This window comes from Haloferax gibbonsii ATCC 33959 (assembly GCF_000336775.1).
Taxonomy (GTDB): Archaea; Halobacteriota; Halobacteria; order Halobacteriales; family Haloferacaceae; genus Haloferax; species Haloferax gibbonsii.
The window spans coordinates 135,417-153,749 of record NZ_AOLJ01000015.1 but is presented as its reverse complement, the minus strand read 5'-3'; the positions used below and the strand labels follow the sequence as shown (position 1 = coordinate 153,749).

Below are 18,333 nucleotides of genomic sequence, written 5' to 3'. Positions count from 1 at the left end.
TACCGGTGTGACCGGTGCGTCGGCGTTACAGCTCGTTCAGCTTCCGGAGGAGCTGACCGCGGTAGCGCTCGTCGGCCTCGAAGCCCTTGACTTCGAGCACGTTGCGTTCGAGCTTGTCGAGCGCGACGTGGAACGCGTGTTCCGCGCCGTAGCCCTCGCCGCTGCCGGCCAGTTGGCCGTGGCTCGTGCGGAGCCGAATCTGGCACTGGATGAGCGGCGTGCCGCGGAGCTTCTCCTTGTGCTCGTGGAAGCGGACGTGGGCGTGGAGCACGCTCATCCGCTGGTACTTGTCCGCGACCTCGGTGATGGCCGAGTTGATGTCGGCGCGGCTCAGCGTCTCGAGGAGGCCGATGTTCGTGACCTGCACGTCCATCTGCTCTTCTTCGGTGTAGGTGAGCGCGCGGAGCACGTCGGTCTTGGTCACCACACCGAGGACCTCGCCGTCGTCGTCGGCGGGCGTGACGACGAGCCCGGCGATGTCGTGTTCCAGCATGCGCGCGACCGCGTCGCGGACGCTCTCTTCGGGCGTCGCCGTGCGCGCCGGGCTGCTCATCAGGTCGTAGACCGGGAGGTCGAGCATGCGGTCGGTGTCGCCGCGGCGGTCCTGTTTGCCCTGCCGACCCTCGTCGCGCACCATGAACTCGACGAGGTCGTACGTGGTCAGGATGCCCGCGAGGCGGCCGTCCCGGTCGACGACCGGCAGCCGCGAGACGCCGTGTTCGCGGAGGCGGTTGATGGCCTGTCCGAGGTGGTCGCGCTCGCCGATGGTGACCACGTCGTCGGTGTAAATCTGCTCGACGGTCAGCGCGTCGAGGTTGTCGAGGACGGCCTCGAGGATGGCGTCCTGCGTGATGATGCCGTACTGTTTTTCGCCCTCGTAGACCGGCGCGACCTTCGTGTTGCCCTCGACGAGCATGCGCGCGACCTCGCGCACGTTCTCGTGACGGTCTATCTTGGGGACGGCCTTCGTCAGCGCGGCCGCTTTGGTGTTGTCTTCGACGTGCGAGTTGATGAGCTGCTTCTCACCGATGACGCCCGCGTACTCGCCGTCGTCCTGGACGATGATGCCCTTAGGGTTTTCCCGCTCGAAGATGGAGCGGACTTTGCCTAATCGCTCGTCAACGTCGACCTCGATGAAATCAGGAGTGGCGATATCAGCAATATCCATAATACATCCTTACATACAACGCCGCTTCTCTTGAAGGTTCGTCCCGTTTCCACCCGCTAGGAAGGACCGAAATCGCAAGGCCACGACGGGGCTGAAGGATGGAATTCCGACGACAGACGGCCTGTGCCTATTGGTAACACTGTTCTTACGCTGAATATCGTCGTTTCTCGCCGACGCGTCGGCCGTGAACGGTGCGCGCGGCCGAATACTGTAACTCAATTGCCACTCTCTCGCGGGCGGGGTTGGTGACCACCCCACCTCGATTCCCCGTCGAGAACGGACCAGATGAATTCCGGAATACGCCGGTAGTTCGGGCCTAACCGGCCGAATTCGCTCATCTAGTCGCACCATACTTACAGCCGTTCCTACCGTTCAGTATTTCCAGAGAATGGCGTCTCCTGACAAGAACTCCCAGACTGACCGCCTCGATGGCGAAGAATCGTTCCGAGCAGACGGTGCCGGCACCGCCGAACTGGTCCCCACGACCGGTCCGGAGGCGATGGCCGCCCGCGCGAGTGAACTACCGGTCCCCGCGTCGGACCGCATCGAATACGGCCCCGTCGAAGACCCCACCGACGACGAAGCGGCGGACGAAGACCGCCCGGAAACGCTCCGGGAGGCCGTCCTCCGCGAGGTGAAGGCGTTCTTCGCCGAAATCGACGACGAGACGGCGTTCGCGCCGACGCCCTCGGAGGCGTTCATCGAAGACCAGTTCTTCGACTTCTCGTTCCTCGAGGGCGTCGAGGCCGTCGAACACTACTGGGTGAACAAGCCCTTCGCGTTCGTCTCCATCCTGTACGACCACGAGAAGCGCGAACACCGGTACCACGTGAGCGAACCGCGCCTCGACGACTTCGAGGACTTCGTGCGCGACGACCTGACGAAGATTCTGCGCAACAGCCTCCTGTACCGCGACCTCGACGCCGACGGCGACCGCGAGGACGTGTTCGACGACGAGGCCCGCGAGATAATCACCGAACACGCGGCGACGGTCGAAGAGGGGTCGCTCTGGAAGCTGTTTTACTTCCTGCTCCGCGACTTCATCCACTTCGGCCGCATCGACCCCGTGATGCGGGACCCGGGTATCGAAGACATCTCCTGTGACGGCGACGACGTGCCGGTCTACGTCTTCCACAGCGTCTACCGGGACGTGCCGACGAACGTCGTCTTCGACGACGGCGACCTCTCGTCGTTCACCATCCGCCTCGCGCAACGCGCGGGCAAGCAGGTGACCGTCTCCGACCCGCTCGTCGACGCGAGCCTCCCGGACGGCTCCCGCGTCCAGTTGACTCTCGGCTCCGACGTCGCCACCCGCGGGTCGAACTTCACCATCCGGAAGTTCTCGGACGTGCCGCTGTCGCCGGTCGACCTCGTGCGCTGGAACACCTTCAGCGTCGAGCAGATGGCGTACTTCTGGCTCGCCATCGAGAACAACCGCTCGCTCATCTTCGCGGGCGGCACGGGCTCCGGGAAGACCACCTCGATGAACGCGGTGTCCTTCTTCGTCCCCGGCCACGCGAAGGTCGTCTCCATCGAGGACACGCGCGAAATCACCCTCCCGCACGACAACTGGATTCAGTCCGTCACCCGCGACACGTTCACGGCCGACGGCCGCGGCGAGGTGTCGATGTACGCGCTCCTGCAGGCCGCGCTCCGACAGCGCCCCGAGTACCTGCTGGTCGGTGAGATTCGCACGGAAGAACGCGTCGCACTGACGTTCTTCCACTCCATCGCCACGGGCCACACCGCGTACACGACGTTCCACGCCGACTCCTCGGAGGGCGTGGTCCACCGCATGCGCAACGAGCCCCTCGGCGTGCCCGCCCAGATGCTCTCGGACCTCGACATCATCTCGGTGCAAAAGCAGATTCACCTCGACGGCGACCGGACCCGCCGGAACATCGCCGTCACCGAAATCGCCGGCGTCGACGACGACGGCGAGGTCGAACTCCGCGACGTGTTCAAGCGCAACCCCGAGAACGACGCCCACGAGCGCGTCGGCGACTCGGTCGTCCTCGACGAAATCGCCGCCGAGCGCGGCTGGACCAAGGCAGACCTGCAGTACGAACTCGACGTTCGCGCCGACGTGCTCCGGTACATCGCCGCCTCGGGCGTCGACGACTACCTGACGGTCTCCGCGATGATTCGCCGCTTCGAGCGCGACCGCGAAGGCCTCCTCGCGCACGTCTACGCCGAGACCTCGCTGGTCTCCGTCGACGAGGGTGACGAGGACGACGCCGCGGGGGACGACCTCGACGACGACGAAATCGAGGTCTCGCCCGAGACCGAGCGCCTGCTCGCTGACCTGTTCGACATCGAGTTGGACGACGGCGCGGACGGCGACGGCGACGCTGACGCTGACGCTGACGCTGCCGCCGATGGCTGGGAAGTCGTCGGCGATGACGATGCCGATGCCGTCGCTGACGACGCCTCGGACGCTGACGACTCCGAAGTCGTCGACAGCGACGACGCCACCGAGTTCGACGATATCGCGGAGGCTGGCCCCGCGCCGGCCGATGACGCCTCGGACGCGGACGAAGCCGTGAGCGACGACGACGACCGGGAGGCCGACGATGCCCGCTGACTCGTCGTCCTCGGTTCCCCTGCCCGACTACGAGGTCGAGCAGTACTTCCCGCGCGAACACTTCGACGAGTCGCCCGAGGAGGTCAAGCGGCTCCGCCAGCGCTACGGGTACGTCCGCACGTACTTCAAGCGTAACCCGGCGGGCCACCGCGACCTCCAGCGCTGGCTGAACCAGACCCGCGTGGGTACGACCTACGACCTGTACCTCACGCAGTCGCTCAAACTGGCGTTCGTCACCGCGGTGTTCGGCTCGCTCGTCGGGCTCGCGCTCACCTTCGTCCTCGCCCGCGCGGGCGTGCTGGCGAACGCGTCGAGCCCCGTGAGCTTCGGCATCGCGGCGCAGTACGTCGTTCCCCTGCTCCCCTACAAGGTGCCCATCCTCGGCGCGGCCCTCGTCGGCCTCGTCGGCGGATTGGCGGCCGCCGGGACCTACTACGCCCGGTACTACCTCCCCAAGAGCCGCGCCGAGATGCGCGGCCGGAGCATCGACATCCTGCTCCCGCACGCCATCGTCTACATGTACGCGCTCAGCCACGGCGGGATGAGCTTCCTCGAAGTCATCCGCTCCGTCGCCGACGCGCCCGACTACGGCGAGGTGTCCCGCGAGTTCGAGATGATCGCCCGCGACATGGACCTGTTCGGCAACGACCTGTTCACGGCGCTCCGCAACTCCCGGAACCTGACGCCCTCGATTAACTTCGAGCAGTTCCTCGACGACCTCCTTTCGGTCCTCGACTCCGGCGGCGATGTGACCGCCTTCCTCGACCGCGAGTCCGCGACGTACCTCGAAGAGGCCCGCGACGAGCAGGAGGACTTCATCGAGACGCTGTCGATGCTCTCCGAGGTGTTCGTCGCCGCGTTCGTCGCCGCGCCGCTGCTGCTCATCGTCACCCTGATGGTCATCAGCTTCCTCGGCGGCGACACGCTCGTCCAGCTGTACGCCCTGAACTACCTCATCTTCCCGCTGGGGATGGCGTTGTTCCTGCTCCTCGTGGACGTGCTCTCCTCGCCGTACACGCAGGACACGGTCCGGACGAAACACGACGTGACCGTCCTCGAAGAGATTCGGACGGTCGTGGCCAACTTCCTCGGCGCGATGCGCCGCGAAGTCCAGCGCGCCCGCGAGGCCCGCTGGGGCGGCGGCAAGGTCGCCTCCGACGGCGGCTTCGTCGACGAACGACTCGACGACTACCGCCGGGAAAACGCGGTGTACGAGCTTCGGACGCTCGTCGGCGACCCGCTCGACATCATGCGCCGCCAGCCGTACCTCTCGGCGGTCGTCACGGTGCCCCTCGCGGTCCTGTCGGTCGTCGGCGTCTTCGTGCTCGGCCTCGCGACGCCGACGCTCGACGCCATGCTCGCGAACCCGTACAACACGACGGTCTGGTTCGTCGTCCTCCCGTTCGCCATCGTCGCGGTCCCCCTGACGGTCTTCCACGAGCTTCGGACCCGCCGCGAGCGCACGCTCGAACGGCGCTTCCCCGACACGCTGAACCTGCTGTCGAGCGCCAACCAGATGGGTATCTCGCTGGTCGAGGCGCTCGCGCTCGTCTCCCGGTGGTCGAACGGCGCGCTCGCGGACGAACTCCGCGCGCTCCGCAACGACATCCGCTGGAACCACGACGCCCACTCGGCGCTCATGGCGTTCGCCAGCCGGCTCAACGTCCCGCAGCTCTCGCGGGTCATCCGGCTCATCGCCAGCGGCGGCCGCACCAGCGGCGACCTCTCGCGCGTCCTCAGCGTCGCCGCGGAGGACACCCGCAACCGGTACAAGCTCGAAAAGTCCCGCCGTCGCGCGATGGGTTCCTACATCGCCATCGTCGTCATCGGGTACTTCGTCTACCTGTTCGTCATCCTGATGCTCGGTGCGAGCTACCTCGGCCCCCTCGCCGAGATGACCGGGCCGTCGGCGTCCGCGTCGATGGACGGACAGTCGCTCCCCATCGGCATCTCGTCGGTGCCGCTGGCGAACTTCCACGTGGTGTTCTTCCACTCCGCGCTGATTCAGGCGGTCGGAAGCGGACTCCTCGCCGGAAAACTGGCAGACAACAGCGCCCTCAGCGGGCTGAAGTACGCCCTCGGACTGTCCGCGCTGGCGCTCGTCGCCTTCGCACTGGTGTAAGGCCATGACTCACAACACTCCCAACCAACACACGCAATCGCCCCTCAGGCACGTACTGCGCGGGTTCGTCGCGGGCGAGGCCCGCCGCGGCTCGCACCTCCGCGGTGACCGCCGCGGAGCCTCGGCCATCCTCGGCACGATGCTCGCGTTCGCGCTCGTCGTCTCGCTCGTCGCGATGGTGCAGGTTTCGGCGGTCCCCGCGTGGAACCAACAGACCGAATTCGAACACCTCACCGCGGCCGAGACCGACTTCGCCGCGTTCGACGAGAGCGTCGCCAAGGCCGTCGACGGCCGGCAGACCCGCGCGACCCTCGACGCCGGCGTCGACTACCCGACCCGCGCGCTGTTCGTCTCGCCCGCCGCCGGCTCCGGCAGCCTCCGGACGACCGACCCCGCGACGGCCCGCATCTCCGGCGCGGTCGCGACCGGCGAGACCGGCACCTACTGGGACGGCTCCGAACACGCGTTCGACACCCAGCAGTTCGTCTACCGACCCGACTACCGGTACCTCCAGAGCGAACCCTCGCTCGTCCACGAGGGGACCGCGCAGTACACCGCCTACGGCGGCGGCGAGGTCGGCGCGACCCAGTCGCTCGTCGACGGGACCAAGGTGTCTCTCGTCTTCCTCGAAGGCGACATCGACACCGCGACGGGCGAGGCGGCGACCTTCAGCGTCGTCCCCCTGAGCGCCGGCACCGACTACATCACGGTCACCGACGCGGGCACGCCCATCACCATCTCGGTCCCCACTCGGCTCTCCGAAGACGCGTGGCGCGACCTGCTGGCCGACGAACCCAACGTCCGCTCTATCGCCTACGCGACCGGAGCCGACTACAACACCCTGACGGTCGAACTCGCGCCCGGCAAGACGTACGACCTGCGGCTCTCGCGGGTCGGCATCGACACCCCCGGCGCGCTCCAAGAACCCGCCTACATCGTCGACGTCGCGGGCGACAACGCCGTCGTCCCGCCCGGTGCGACCCACCGGGCCGTCGTCGAGGTCCGCGACGCGCAGAACAACCCCGTCCCCAACGCGGTCGTCAAGGCCAGCCCCGGCCTGACCGCCGAGAGCGGGCGCATCGTCGCGCGCGACACCGGCACCATCTCGACCGTCACCGACGGCGACGGCCGCGCGACGTTCGTCTACACCGCGACGAGCAGCGTCGACGGCGTCGTCTCCGACGAGTTCGACGTGGTCGTCGAGGACTCCGCGGGCGCGAACGTCGACCGCGTGACCTTCGACGTGCAGCTCCGCGAGGGCGGCGTCACCGACCCGCTCCGCGGGCTCGTGGCCGCCATCGGCGACCCCGGCTTCGTCTACGCTGACGTGGACGGCAACGGCGAGTTCGACGGCGCGGACTACCGCGTCAACAACACCGGCACGGGCGGCGACATCGTCTACGACGCCGGCTCCGACCGGCTCGTCGTCCCGCCGAGCGTCCGAACCATCGTCTCCGACGAGGACATCACCCTCGCGGGCGACGGGGTCTCGCTCCACGTCGACGTCGTCGCGACCGGCTCGAACAGCCGAATCGACATCGACGCCGGAAGCGGCTCTCTGGCCGCGGTCGGCGTGAGCGTCACCTCGGTCTCGGGCAAGAACATCGACGTGACCGCGGGAGACGAAATCGACCTCTCCGGCGCGTCGGTCACGCAGGGCAGCAACGCCGACCTCACCATCGAGGCCGGCGGCGACATCGACCTCGACAACGCCGGGGTGACGCTCACGCAGGACCGCAACCTCCTCTCGGTCACCTCGACGAACGGCTTCGTCAGCGCCCGGAGCGCCGACATCAGCGGCAAGGGCGACGTCCGCATCGACGGCGCGGACGGCGTCGACCTCGCCGGGGCCGGCCTCTCGGGCGTCAAGGACAACGCCGACCTCGAAATCGACTCCGCCCGCGGCGGCGTCAACCTCAACGGCGTGGTCATGCTCGGCGACGGCGACATCCTCGTCGACGCCGAGGGCAACATCTTCGTCGTCGGCGCGAACATCGCCTCGGCGAAGACGGACGTGGAGATAACCTCCGACAGCGGCATGGTCAGCGGCCGCGAGGCCGCCATCTCCGCCGAAGACGACGTGGTCATCACCGCGGCGACCCGCATCTACCTGCCCGACTCCGCCATCGAGGACGAGGACTCGCCCGAACTGAACGCGCCCGACGTGGAGGTCTGAGCCGTGTCTCGCCTCTCTCTCGACTCCCGCGGCGTGTCCGAAATCCTCGGGCTCGTCTTCGCGTTCGGCCTCGTCGTGTCGGTCATCGCCATGGTCCAACTCGCGGGCACGCCCGTCTGGACCGCCGGCGACGAAGCCGACCACAGCGCCAGCGTCTCGACCGACCTCGCGTCGCTCGACTCGCAGGTGTTCCGCGCCTCCGGCGTCGACGCCGGCAGCCGCGTCGCGGTCGACTCCGACGTGTCGTACCCCGAGCGCTACCTCGTGGTCTCACCGCCCGACAGCGTCGGGACGTTCCGGGTCGCCGGCGCGGACGCCGTGACCGTCACGGGCGTCTCCGCGGTCGGCCCCGAGCGGGTCTTCTGGAACGGCTCGACGCACACCTACGCGACCGGGGCCATCGTCTACGAACCCGACTACGCCGAGCGCGACGAGGCCCGGATGGTGCTCGAAAGCGGCGTCTCGTACCTCGAAACCGACGGCACCCCCGTCGTCCACCGCCAGTCGCTCGTCCGCGGCACGACCGTCACGCTCGTCTTCTTCGAAGGCGACCTCGACGGCCACACGACCGCGGGCGACACCGTGGCGCTCGCGCCCGTCTCCGTCCGAACCGAGTCGCTGCCGGTCTACAGCGCCACCGACCCGGTTCACATCTCGGTGCCGACCTACCTCTCCGAGGACGCGTGGGTCGACCTCATGGCCGAGGAGCCCCACGCGCGGGTCGTCTCCTACGTCTCCAGCGGCGACCACGCGGTCGTCACTATCGAACTCGACGCGGGCGTCCGCTACGACTTCCGCGTCGCTCGCCTCGGCGTCGGCGAGGCCGTCGAACCCGACCCCGCCGCCTACGCCATCGCGGTCGAAGGCGAGGACGCCGCGGTCCCCTCCGGCGGCCGCGAGACGCTCGTCGTCCGCGCGTTCGACCGGTACGGCGCGCCCGCCGCGGGCGCGACGCTGACCGTCGCATCGCCGACCTCGCTCGGCGGCACCGTCGCCCCCACCGACGGGGCGACCGCCGTCACCGACGAGTCGGGCCGCGCGAGCTTCACGTACACCGCGCCCGACGGCGTGACCGAAATCGAACACGACACGGTCACCGTCACCCTCGACGGGGCGTCCGGCCCCGGCGCGACCGTCACCTTCCCGCTGGAAGTCCGCGGGATGGGCGAGACCTACGAGGTCAGAAACGTCGTCACCTCGACGCCGACCCCGACCCCGACGCCAACTCCAACGCCGACGCCGTCACCAACGCCAACACCCACGCCGACCCCGACGCCGGAGCCCGAGGATGACTTCACCATCGACGACGGCGAGGTCGTCCCCTCCGACGACTTCACTGGCGAGTTCGAACTGCTCGGCAGCGCCATCAAGAACGGGTGGTACGACGTGCCCGTCTCCGTCACCTTCGTCGTCGACGGCGCGTCGCACAACCCGGCCGACTGGGACAACGTGAACGACGGCGTGTCGCACTCGTTCAGCGTGGCGGGCGACGCCGGCGACGCCCTCTCCATCGTCGCCGCCGCCGACGGCTACGTCACGGCCGACTCGTCTGTCGACCACCGACAGGTCGCGGTCCTCCGCGACGGCGACCCGGTCCCGGAGATAAAGGGCTACAACGGACAGGACGACGCCGCCGAGTTCGTCGCCCCCTACATCAGCGACGACGGGGAGACGATGGCGCTCGACAGCAACCAGGCCATCTTCCTGTTCGAACTCGGCACGACGAACACGCGGAGCAACGCCTTCGACATGCAGGACGTGGTCGTCCTCGTGACCCTCTGGGAGGACGACTGAGTAGGCCGCTTCCCTCCCGCCGCGCTCGTCAGGAGCGCCAACCCCATTCTTCGGTCTTTTTTCCCGCCGGGTTCGCACGACCGCCGCATCGTTAACACCCGCGTCGACGTAGGGTCGCGCATGTCGTTCGACCCGGACCGCGTCTCGACGGTCACGTTCGACTCGTACAGCACCCTCGTGGACGTCGACGCCGCCGAGAAGGCGCTCGCCGAGCGCGTCGACGACCCCGAACCCGTCTCGAAGCTCTGGCGGTCGCGGTCGCTCGAATACACCTTCGTCGGCAACCACATCGACGAGTACGAGCCCTTCTACGAGGTCAACCGCGCGGCGCTCCAGTACGCGCTGGAGGCCCACGGCGCGTCGGTCTCGGCGACCGAGCGCGACGAGATTCTCTCGGTCTACCACGAACTCGACGTGTTCGACGACGTGCGCGACGCGGTCGGCCGCCTCCGCGACGCCGGCTACGACTGCTACGTCGTCTCGAACGGGAACCCGGAGATGCTCGACTCGATGGTCGACCACGCCGACATCCGCGACCTCCTCGACGGGGTCGTCAGCGCCGACGAGGTCGGGGTGTTCAAACCCGACGCGGAACTCTACCGCCACGCGGCCGCCCGCACCGGGACGCCAATCGACGAAATCGCCCACGCGACCGCCGGCTGGTTCGACGTGATGGGGGCCCAACACGCCGGGATGCAGGGCGTCTGGGTCGACCGGAAGGACTCGCCGTGGGAACCGTTCGGACCGGAGCCCGACCTCTCTGTCTCCGACCTCACGGCGCTCGTCGACACGCTCGTCGGCGACGAAAGCGGGACGGCGGACTGACCCCGCGGCTCGCACCCGCTCGCGGGAACTGCGCGCCGGATGCTCACAATACTATTGTCGCTGGCCGTTCATCTAGTTGGATGGAACGCCGGCGCGTGAAAGGCGGAATCTTGGCGGCTATCGGGTTCGTTCTGTCCCCGCTTTCGTGGTGGAACGACCTCGTGGTCAACCTCCCGCTGGCCTACGCGTTCGGCGTCGCGGTGAGCCTCGTCTCCAGAAGCTGGTTCCTCCCGGGCGTCGTCGCCGGCTACTGGCTGACGAACGTGGTCGGCTTCGTCCTGCTCCACAAGGGCGCTGTCGACGCGGTGTCCGCCGAATCGCATCCGTACACGACCCGACGATTCGCCAAGGACTTCGCCATCTCTATCGGTTACACTGCGCTCGTGGTCCTGTTGGTCTGGTTCGGCTTCCTCACCGTTCCCGACGGTCTGCTCGCGGCGCTCGGTCGGTGACTGCGGCCGGTCGGTCGGCGGTCGTCGTGAAAAATAGTTCGAGCCGACTCGGCGGTGGGACCGGGTCGGCCGGCGGTCGTCGTCTCAGTTCTCCGTTCCGTTGTCGATGGGCGTCTCGGTCGGCGGCGGAGTCTCCGTCTCGTTGGTCGGTTCTTCAGTCGTTGGCTCCTCTGTCGTCGGTTCCTCAGTCGTTGGTTCTTCAGTCGTTGGTTCTTCGGTCGTTGGTTCCTCAGTCGTCGGTTCTTCCGTAGTTGGCTCCTCGGTCGTTGGTTCCTCAGTCGTCGGCTCGCCACCGACGGTTATCTCCGCGTCGTCGGTGATGGGCGACCCGTCCATCGTGTACGGGCCGTCCTCAGCGCCGTCGGACGAGAGGAAATCGAGCTGTTGGTTGTTGTTCGTATCCAGATGCGCCATGGCGGTCAGGGTGGCGCTCTCGCTCAGCGACTCGGTGAGGAAGATTCGGATGTTACTGTCGCTCTCTTCGATGTAGTTCGATATCCCGACGACGTCGCCGCTCTCGTTGTGAATCACGACGAAGCCGCCCTCAGAGAGGGTCGCGCTCGCGACGGTCACGGTGGCCCCGTCGGAGTTCTGGTCTTCGAACTCGACGGTCGCTGTCGGTTCTTCGGTCGGTTCGTCGGTGGTCGGTTCCTCAGTCGTTGGCTCTTCCGTAGTTGGCTCTTCGGTGGTCGGTTCCTCAGTCGTTGGCTCTTCGGTCGTCGGTTCTTCGGTGGTCGGCTCCTCGCCGACGGTCACGTCAGCGTCGTCGGTGACGGGCGTCCCGTTGACCGTGTACGGGCCGTCCTCGGTCCCGTTGGACGTGAGGAAGTCGAGCGTCTGGTTGTCGTTGGTATCGAGGTGCGCCTGTGCAGTCAGCGTGGCACTCTCGTTGAGCGATTCGAGGAGCGGCACGGAGACGTTCTCCTGCTCGCCGGGTTCGAGGTAGTCGGTCGCACCGACGACCGAGCCGTTCTCGTCGAGGATAGCGATGTAGCCGCCGTCAGAGAGGTTCGCGCTCGCGACGGTCACGCTACTCCCGTCGGACTCCTGGTCGTCGAACTGGAGCGACGCGGTCGGCTCCTCGGGTTCGGGCTCAGGTTGTTCGCCCACGGTGAGCGTCGTCAGTTCGCCGAAGTCGCGCGTCTCGATGCCGTGGATGTACGTCCCGTCTTCGAGGCCCGTCGTGTTGACCTCGAACGCGATGGTCTCCGTCTCGTTCGGGTTCAGCGCCCAGCCGGTTCGGACGACCACGTCGCCCTCGAGCCGGAACTCGACGCACTGAATCATCGGCACGTCGTTCGGGTTGGTGATGTCCGCCGACACCGTCACCGGCTCACCGGCTTCGACGCCGGACGGCGCGGAGAGGTTGCTCACCGCGAACGAGTCGTAGGTCGCGTTGTTCGGATACGTGCAGTACTCCGCCTGCATCTGCGTCTGTGTCTGTTGCTGTACCTGTGCCTGCCGTGTGTCGACCGCCGGCGCGTTCGGCTGGGCGACCGACTGTACGCCGTCGGACGCCGCCAAACCGGTCCCCGTCGCCGCCGCCGCGACGAGGGCGACGACGACGAGAACGCCGGCGATACGTGTTCGTGTGCTCATGTGTCTGCGATGACAATCTACCGACGCCGCGGGCAAAAGCTGACGAGATAGTTTCAATAGTTTCGCGTGACGGCTGTCAACTTACCTGATGGTATAGGCGGTTAGTCTGTCTCTGATTTCGATACTGGGGGCTTGTTGACTAGTTTTTCTGCAACAGTTCGCGAAACACGATGTTTCACGCGAGACGCTACGATTTAACTGTCAGAAAAGCGAGTCGGTCGCCGAAGCTAACGTGGTAGCTTCTCGTTTATTCGAAGTTCTTGACAGTTTGAGAGACGGGGTCGGCTGAGCGTTTCGAAAACGGAACGGTGTCGAATCGCTGGCTGTTCCGCGTGTCGTTCGAGTAGCCACACCCGACTTCCCACCCGGGTACCGATTTTCCTCTCGACGTTGAGGAGTGGGCAATACAATCAGAATTGTCGTTACATACGAGTTCGAATTTGGGTAATTATACTCGTAATATCCAAAACTTCTTGTACTCGTGTCCTATTTGGTCGTGTATGAGCGAATCCAACGAGAATTCGCGGATTGCACCGTACACGGAGTACTCGCGCACCCGTTCGCGGTGCCCTCGATGCGGGACGTCCGTCCCGAAGGAGGCGGTCGCCGACGCGCTGTGTGCGAGTTGCAAGACGGACGTATCCATCTGATGAGCACGGCCGCACCACACAGTTCCGACGAGTTGGCTGACGCGCCGGTGTTCGACCTCGAATGCATCTACGACGACCCGGAGAACCCGACCGAACTGACGGTTTTTTCCCCGAAGTCGGATGAGCTGACGACCTCGTGGATAACGGTCGACCGCGGAAGCGCCGTCTCGCTCGACGACATCGCGTAGGCGCTCGGCGGGCGGCGTTTCTGTTTTCGGTGTTTGACTGCTAGTGTCCGATTTAGCACCGCGGACCCCTCGCTGTCGCTCGTTGTTGTGTGGTATGGATTGGAGCGGATTCGAACCTCGGTCGCTCACTTCGTTCGCTCCCTGCTTCGAATCCGCCGTGACAATTTTCGATTCCACGGACTCCTCGCTGTCGCTCGTCGTTGCGAGGAATCAGAAAATGGGTTGGGGCGGATTCGAACCGCCGGCCTGCTCCGTGTGAAGGAGCCGTCATAACCTGGCTAGACCACCAACCCGACTACGATTTCGATTTTCCGCGCCGCCAATTAAGACTTACGTTGTGCCCCGATTCGGGGCACGAACGAGCCTACTCGGGTCGCTGCACGCGACGGCGAACCCGCCCGGCGGCCCGTCGACTCCGCGTCGCCGCCCGGCGCGCGCCGTACTCGACGCGCTCCCGTCGCGTCTGCGGCTCGGACTCCTCCTCGTCCTCAACCTCGCGCCCGAGCGCCGCCATGAGGCGGCGACGGAGCGGTGCCGTCTCCTCGTCCAGACCGGCGTACAGGTGCTCGAATCCCCGTCGGAAGTAGTACCGCGCGTCGGTGAAGTGTCGGTTCATACCTCTGGATAGCCACGGCGACGAGAAAACGATTATGTCACGTGTTACCGAGAGTCATTTGTCTGGGAAAGAGCGATACACTTTAGTGATTCTTAGGCATACCTAAAACTGGGAACGCAGGCCACGCTTCGTGGTCGGTTCCAGTTAGCGTCTGGCCCCTTTCCGGGACGGCGATACCGTGGGCACGATTCGTCCGTCCTGGTCCCATTATCCTCGTGAGCGACCGCGCCGACTCCGGCGGGTGAAGCGGGCGCTCGGACTCAGTACGTCGGCGACTCCTCGGGCACGCCGTCGCGCTTGTTGACCAGTCGCGCGAAGACGAACAGCGCGTCGGAGAGGCGGTTGAGGTACGCGACGACTTCCTCGTTGACCGGTTCTTCGGCCGCGAGCGAGACGACGCGGCGCTCGGCCCGCCGCGACACCGCGCGGGCGTGGTGAAGCTTGGCTCCCGTCTCGCTCCCGCCGGGGAGGATAAACGACGTGAGCGGGTCGAGTTCCTCGTCGGCCTCGTCTATCCACGCTTCGAGTTCGTCGACGTGGTCGGCGGCTATCTGCGGGTCGTCCTCGTCGGGGTCGGGGTTCGCGAGGTCGGCCTGCACGATGTGGAGGTGGTTCTGCACGGCCTCTAACACGTCGTCCACGTCGTCGTGGCCGGTCGGGCGGACGGTCCCGACGAGGGCGTTCACCTCGTCGACCGTCCCGTAGGCCTCGATGCGGTGGCTCGTCTTCGACACGCGGGTCATGTCCCGCAGGTCGGTCATCCCCTCGTCGCCGCGGCCGGTGTATATCTTCATGCCAGCGTCTGGTCGACGAACCGGAGGATGTTCTCGCTCTCGGACATCGTCACGCCGCGGTCGCCGTCAACGAGAACGGGGACGCCGCGCTGGCCGCTCACGCGCTTGACCTCGTTTCGGTCCGAGTGGAGCGCGTCGACCCACTGCGTCTCGTAGTCGACGCCCGCCTCGGACAGCGCGTCGTGGACCTTCTCGCAGTACGGACAGCCGTCGAGCGCGTAGAGTTCAATTCCCATGCCCCGCCGTTGGGCGCGCCGACTCAAAGAGATTTGCACGCCGATGGGCCCGACCGCCGCGTCTCGGCCGTCGCGTCGTCGGTGTCCCGCGAGCCGTTGCGGTTCGCCACGCGATGAATTAGACACGTCAAAATTCAACCTTAGAGCAACAAATCTATATGGTGGCCTGTATCTATCTCACATAGTGATGAACACTAACGCAGATTCGGCCGACCCCAAACTCTCTCGGCGGTCGGTCGTCGCGGCCGGTTCCGGTCTGCTGACGGCCGGCCTCGCCGGCTGTCTCGGCGGTGGCGGAGCGGGAAGCGGAAGCGATGGCTCGAACACCGGCTCGAACGACGCCTCCGGCGGGTCCGAGTCGGAAGACGAATTCGTCGTCGTCGCGTCGTTCTTCAGTTTCTACGACTTCGCGCGCAAGGTCGCGGCCGACACGCCGGTGACGCTCAAGAACCTCATTCCGACCGGCCTCCACGGTCACGGCTGGGAGCCGGACGCGAGCGTCACGCGCGACATCATCGAGGCCGACGCGTTCGTCCACGTCGGGGAAGACTTCCAGCCGTGGGCCGACCGCGCCATCCAGACGCTGAAGGACGACGACGTGGACACTCAGCTCATCAACGTCCGCGAGGGCGTCGAACTCGTGGAACTCGCCGCGAGCCTCGACCGCGACGAGGAGGGCGTCGGCGAGGGCCGCGGGAAGGACCCCCACTTCTGGCTCGACCCGCGGCGCGCCAAGACCGCCGTCGACAACATCACCGAGGGGCTGGTCGAACTCGCCCCCGAGTACGAAGAGACCTTCCGCGACAACGCCGACGCGTACAAGGCCGACGTGCTCGACCGCATCGACCGCGACTACCAGGACATCTTCGACCGGGCGTCGCGCAAGGTCGTCCAGTTGGCGGCCCACAACGCCTTCCAGTACATCGGCGTCCGCTACGGCGTCGAGATGCGCCCGCTCGTCGTCAACCTCGCCGCCAGCGGCGACGTGAAGCCCTCGGACATCACCGAGGCGAAGCGCGTCATCGAGGAAAACGACATCAAGTACATCGGCGCGGGCGTCTTCGAGACGCGCCGCCCCGCGAAACAGCTCATCGCCGAGACGCCCGTCGAGGCGTACTTCCCCGTCACCCCCTACGCGGGCGTCCGCGAGGACTGGGTCGAAAACGACTGGGGATACGAGGAAATCGCGTACAACATCAACATGCCCACGTTCGAGGTCGTCCTCGGCAACAAGTCGCCCGAAGAGGTCGGCCCCGACGGCTGGGCCGACGCGTGGAGGAACTTCGAATGAGCGCCCTCCGGAACGGCGAGTCCGCGGAAACCGCTGAGTCCGCCGACACCGGCGTCGCCGACGACGCCACCGACGACGGCCGCGGCTCGTCCGGCCCGCTCGTCGAACTCGCGGACGTCGAGTTCGGGTACACCGCGACGCCCGTCGTGGAGGACATCTCGCTCCGCATCGACCCCGGCGAGTACGTCGCCATCGTCGGGCCGAACGGCTCCGGGAAATCGACGCTGATGAAGCTCATCCTGGGCCTGCTCCGGCCCGACGAGGGGACCGCGCGGCTGTTCGGTGAGCCCTCGCACGCCTTCGACGACGGCGCGCGAATCGGCTACGTCGCCCAGCACGCCAGCGCCTCCAAGGAGATGCCCATCACGGTCCGCGAGGTCGTGAAGATGGGGCGGTTCCCCCACGTCGGCTTCGGTCGACTCTCCGCGGAGGACCACCGCATCGTCGACGAGGCGCTCGCCACGGTCGGGATGTCCGACTTCGCGAACCGTCGGGTGACGAAGCTCTCCGGCGGCCAGCGCCAGCGCGCCTTCATCGCCCGCGCGCTCGCCGGCGAGGCGGACCTGCTCGTCTTGGACGAACCGACCGTCGGCGTCGACGCCGAGTCGGTCGACGCCTTCTACGACCTGCTCGAAGCGCTCAACGAGGAGGGCATCACGATTCTCCTCATCGAACACGACCTCGGCGCGGTCACCGACCACGCCCGGCGCGTCGTCTGTCTCAACCGCGAGGTCTACTTCGACGGTCCGACCGACGAGTTCGTCGAGAGCGACGCGCTCGCGCGGGCGTTCGGGACGGCGGCCTCGTTCGCGGGCGGTTCGGGCGGTGGTCGCGCGTGATACCCGTCGAACTGTTCGCCGCGTTGCAGGCGGGGCCGTTGGACGCCGTCCTCGCGCCACTCTACTGGGTCCTCGCGCTGTGGTCCGACCTGCTTTTCGCCGTCGGCGACGCGACCGGCCTCAGCTTCCTCGACTACGCGTTCATGCACCGCGCCATCCTCGTCGGCCTCTGTATCGGCGTGATGGCTCCGCTCATCGGGACGTTCCTCGTCCACCGCCAACTCGCGCTCATCGGCGACGCGCTCGCCCACACCGCCTTCGCCGGGGTCGCCATCGGGCTCTTTCTCAACGGCGTGTTCAGCCTCGGCGTCTCGCCGTACCTGACCGCCGTCGTCGTCGCCGTCATCGCGGCGCTCCTCATCGAACTCATCTCCGAGGCGACCGACGCCTACAACGACGTGTCGATGGCGATCGTGCTCTCGACCGGGTTCGCGCTGGGCACGGTCCTCATCAGCCTCAACGCGGGCGGCCTCGCGGTCGGCATCAACCAGTACCTCTTCGGCAACCTCTCGACCGTCTCGGCGGAGAACGCCGCCATCCTGCTCGTGCTGTTCGCCGTCATCGTCGGCACCGTCGCGCTCACGCGCAACCAACTGCTCTACGTGACGTTCGACGAGACGGCCGCCGCCGTCTCGGGCATCTCGGTGACGTGGTACAACCGCGTGATGGTCATGCTGACCGCGCTGGTCGTCGTCGGCGCGATGCAGATTATGGGCGTCATCCTCGTCGCCGCCATGCTCGTCGTCCCCGTCGCGGGCGCGGCGCAGGTCTCCCGTAGCTTCTCCGAGTCGCTTCTGGTCTCCGTCGTTCTCGCCGAACTCGCCGTGCTCCTCGGCATCGGCGCGTCCTACTACGGCGAGGCCACCGCAGGGGGCGTCATCGTCCTCTTCGCGGTCGGCATCTACGTCGTCTCCGTCGCCGTCGGTAAGTTGCAGGCGCGCGCCGGAGAGGACGCGACGCCCGAACTGGGGAGTATCGAGTCCTCCGACCTGTAACGTC

General features: G+C 66.8%; 16 protein-coding genes and 1 tRNA gene. 11 read left to right on the top strand and 6 right to left on the bottom strand.

Annotated features, from left to right (window positions below; all coding sequences use genetic code 11):
* Positions 1-25: 25 nt before the first annotated feature.
* Complete coding sequence (locus C454_RS10395; protein WP_004975340.1) at positions 26-1,168, bottom strand: CBS domain-containing protein; 1,143 nt, start codon at positions 1,166-1,168, stop codon at positions 26-28.
* 388 nt (positions 1,169-1,556) lie between these two features.
* Here C454_RS10395 and C454_RS10390 point away from each other — a divergent pair, with 388 nt between their 5' ends.
* The 6 genes from C454_RS10390 to C454_RS10365 all read left to right on the top strand — a co-directional run bounded on the left by C454_RS10390 (position 1,557) and on the right by C454_RS10365 (position 11,121).
* Entirely contained in the window at positions 1,557-3,752 is a 2,196-nt protein-coding gene (locus C454_RS10390) for a type II/IV secretion system ATPase subunit (RefSeq protein WP_004975338.1), read from the top strand.
* Positions 3,742-5,874, top strand: a complete 2,133-nt coding sequence (locus C454_RS10385) for a type II secretion system F family protein (protein WP_004975331.1) — start codon at positions 3,742-3,744, stop codon at positions 5,872-5,874. Before C454_RS10390 ends, C454_RS10385 begins: the two co-directional genes overlap by 11 nt.
* A gap of 4 nt (positions 5,875-5,878) precedes the next feature.
* Entirely contained in the window at positions 5,879-8,050 is a 2,172-nt protein-coding gene (locus tag C454_RS10380) for a hypothetical protein (RefSeq protein WP_004975330.1), read from the top strand.
* Positions 8,051-8,053: 3 nt separating this feature from the next.
* On the top strand, positions 8,054-9,844 hold the full coding sequence (locus C454_RS10375; protein ID WP_004975324.1) for an Ig-like domain-containing protein: 1,791 nt from the start codon (positions 8,054-8,056) through the stop codon (positions 9,842-9,844).
* 120 nt (positions 9,845-9,964) lie between these two features.
* A complete protein-coding gene (locus C454_RS10370; RefSeq protein WP_004975322.1) occupies positions 9,965-10,669 on the top strand; it encodes a haloacid dehalogenase type II in 705 nt (234 codons plus the stop codon).
* 80 nt (positions 10,670-10,749) lie between these two features.
* Positions 10,750-11,121: a hypothetical protein gene (locus C454_RS10365; RefSeq protein WP_004975320.1), complete on the top strand. Its 372-nt coding sequence runs from the start codon at positions 10,750-10,752 to the stop codon at positions 11,119-11,121.
* 84 nt (positions 11,122-11,205) lie between these two features.
* On the opposite strand, the gene C454_RS21360 is transcribed toward C454_RS10365, so the two are convergent.
* Positions 11,206-12,720, bottom strand: a complete 1,515-nt coding sequence (locus C454_RS21360) for a DUF7282 domain-containing protein (protein WP_004975318.1) — start codon at positions 12,718-12,720, stop codon at positions 11,206-11,208.
* A gap of 500 nt (positions 12,721-13,220) precedes the next feature.
* Between C454_RS21360 and C454_RS20920 the strand changes: the two genes are divergently transcribed.
* Positions 13,221-13,370 (top strand): hypothetical protein, encoded by a 150-nt coding sequence (locus C454_RS20920; protein ID WP_172795796.1) that lies wholly within the window; start codon positions 13,221-13,223, stop codon positions 13,368-13,370.
* Complete coding sequence (locus C454_RS10350; protein WP_004975315.1) at positions 13,370-13,558, top strand: DUF7511 domain-containing protein; 189 nt, start codon at positions 13,370-13,372, stop codon at positions 13,556-13,558. The genes C454_RS20920 and C454_RS10350 overlap by 1 nt, the downstream gene beginning before the upstream one ends.
* A 218-nt stretch (positions 13,559-13,776) precedes the next feature.
* On the opposite strand, the gene C454_RS10345 is transcribed toward C454_RS10350, so the two are convergent.
* The 4 genes from C454_RS10345 to C454_RS10330 form a co-directional block, all read right to left on the bottom strand.
* A tRNA-Val gene (locus C454_RS10345) sits at positions 13,777-13,851 on the bottom strand.
* A gap of 71 nt (positions 13,852-13,922) precedes the next feature.
* Positions 13,923-14,174, bottom strand: a complete 252-nt coding sequence (locus tag C454_RS10340) for a hypothetical protein (RefSeq protein WP_004975312.1) — start codon at positions 14,172-14,174, stop codon at positions 13,923-13,925.
* A 260-nt stretch (positions 14,175-14,434) separates the two neighbouring features.
* Positions 14,435-14,968: a cob(I)yrinic acid a,c-diamide adenosyltransferase gene (locus C454_RS10335; protein WP_004969720.1), complete on the bottom strand. Its 534-nt coding sequence runs from the start codon at positions 14,966-14,968 to the stop codon at positions 14,435-14,437.
* A complete protein-coding gene (locus tag C454_RS10330; RefSeq protein ID WP_004975309.1) occupies positions 14,965-15,204 on the bottom strand; it encodes a glutaredoxin family protein in 240 nt (79 codons plus the stop codon). The genes C454_RS10335 and C454_RS10330 overlap by 4 nt, the downstream gene beginning before the upstream one ends.
* Positions 15,205-15,391: 187 nt before the next feature.
* Between C454_RS10330 and C454_RS10325 the strand changes: the two genes are divergently transcribed.
* Genes C454_RS10325 through C454_RS10315 form a run of 3 tightly spaced genes read left to right on the top strand, consistent with a single transcriptional unit; the run spans position 15,392 to position 18,329 of the window.
* On the top strand, positions 15,392-16,495 hold the full coding sequence (locus C454_RS10325) for a metal ABC transporter substrate-binding protein (RefSeq protein ID WP_004975306.1): 1,104 nt from the start codon (positions 15,392-15,394) through the stop codon (positions 16,493-16,495).
* Positions 16,492-17,334: a metal ABC transporter ATP-binding protein gene (locus tag C454_RS10320; protein ID WP_004975303.1), complete on the top strand. Its 843-nt coding sequence runs from the start codon at positions 16,492-16,494 to the stop codon at positions 17,332-17,334. Before C454_RS10325 ends, C454_RS10320 begins: the two co-directional genes overlap by 4 nt.
* Complete coding sequence (locus C454_RS10315; RefSeq protein WP_004975302.1) at positions 17,331-18,329, top strand: metal ABC transporter permease; 999 nt, start codon at positions 17,331-17,333, stop codon at positions 18,327-18,329. The genes C454_RS10320 and C454_RS10315 overlap by 4 nt, the downstream gene beginning before the upstream one ends.
* Positions 18,330-18,333: the final 4 nt, after the last annotated feature.

Excerpts from the sequence above, each read along its gene's own strand:
- C454_RS10395 (WP_004975340.1), bottom strand. The coding sequence starts at position 1,168 with ATGGATATTGCTGATATCGCCACTCCTGATTTCATCGAGGTCGACGTT.
- C454_RS10390 (WP_004975338.1), top strand. The coding sequence starts at position 1,557 with ATGGCGTCTCCTGACAAGAACTCCCAGACTGACCGCCTCGATGGCGAA.
- C454_RS10385 (WP_004975331.1), top strand. The coding sequence starts at position 3,742 with ATGCCCGCTGACTCGTCGTCCTCGGTTCCCCTGCCCGACTACGAGGTC.
- C454_RS10380 (WP_004975330.1), top strand. The coding sequence starts at position 5,879 with ATGACTCACAACACTCCCAACCAACACACGCAATCGCCCCTCAGGCAC.
- C454_RS10370 (WP_004975322.1), top strand. The coding sequence starts at position 9,965 with ATGTCGTTCGACCCGGACCGCGTCTCGACGGTCACGTTCGACTCGTAC.
- C454_RS10365 (WP_004975320.1), top strand. The coding sequence starts at position 10,750 with ATGGAACGCCGGCGCGTGAAAGGCGGAATCTTGGCGGCTATCGGGTTC.
- C454_RS21360 (WP_004975318.1), bottom strand. The coding sequence starts at position 12,720 with ATGAGCACACGAACACGTATCGCCGGCGTTCTCGTCGTCGTCGCCCTC.
- C454_RS20920 (WP_172795796.1), top strand. The coding sequence starts at position 13,221 with ATGAGCGAATCCAACGAGAATTCGCGGATTGCACCGTACACGGAGTAC.
- C454_RS10350 (WP_004975315.1), top strand. The coding sequence starts at position 13,370 with ATGAGCACGGCCGCACCACACAGTTCCGACGAGTTGGCTGACGCGCCG.
- C454_RS10340 (WP_004975312.1), bottom strand. The coding sequence starts at position 14,174 with ATGAACCGACACTTCACCGACGCGCGGTACTACTTCCGACGGGGATTC.
- C454_RS10335 (WP_004969720.1), bottom strand. The coding sequence starts at position 14,968 with ATGAAGATATACACCGGCCGCGGCGACGAGGGGATGACCGACCTGCGG.
- C454_RS10330 (WP_004975309.1), bottom strand. The coding sequence starts at position 15,204 with ATGGGAATTGAACTCTACGCGCTCGACGGCTGTCCGTACTGCGAGAAG.
- C454_RS10325 (WP_004975306.1), top strand. The coding sequence starts at position 15,392 with ATGAACACTAACGCAGATTCGGCCGACCCCAAACTCTCTCGGCGGTCG.
- C454_RS10320 (WP_004975303.1), top strand. The coding sequence starts at position 16,492 with ATGAGCGCCCTCCGGAACGGCGAGTCCGCGGAAACCGCTGAGTCCGCC.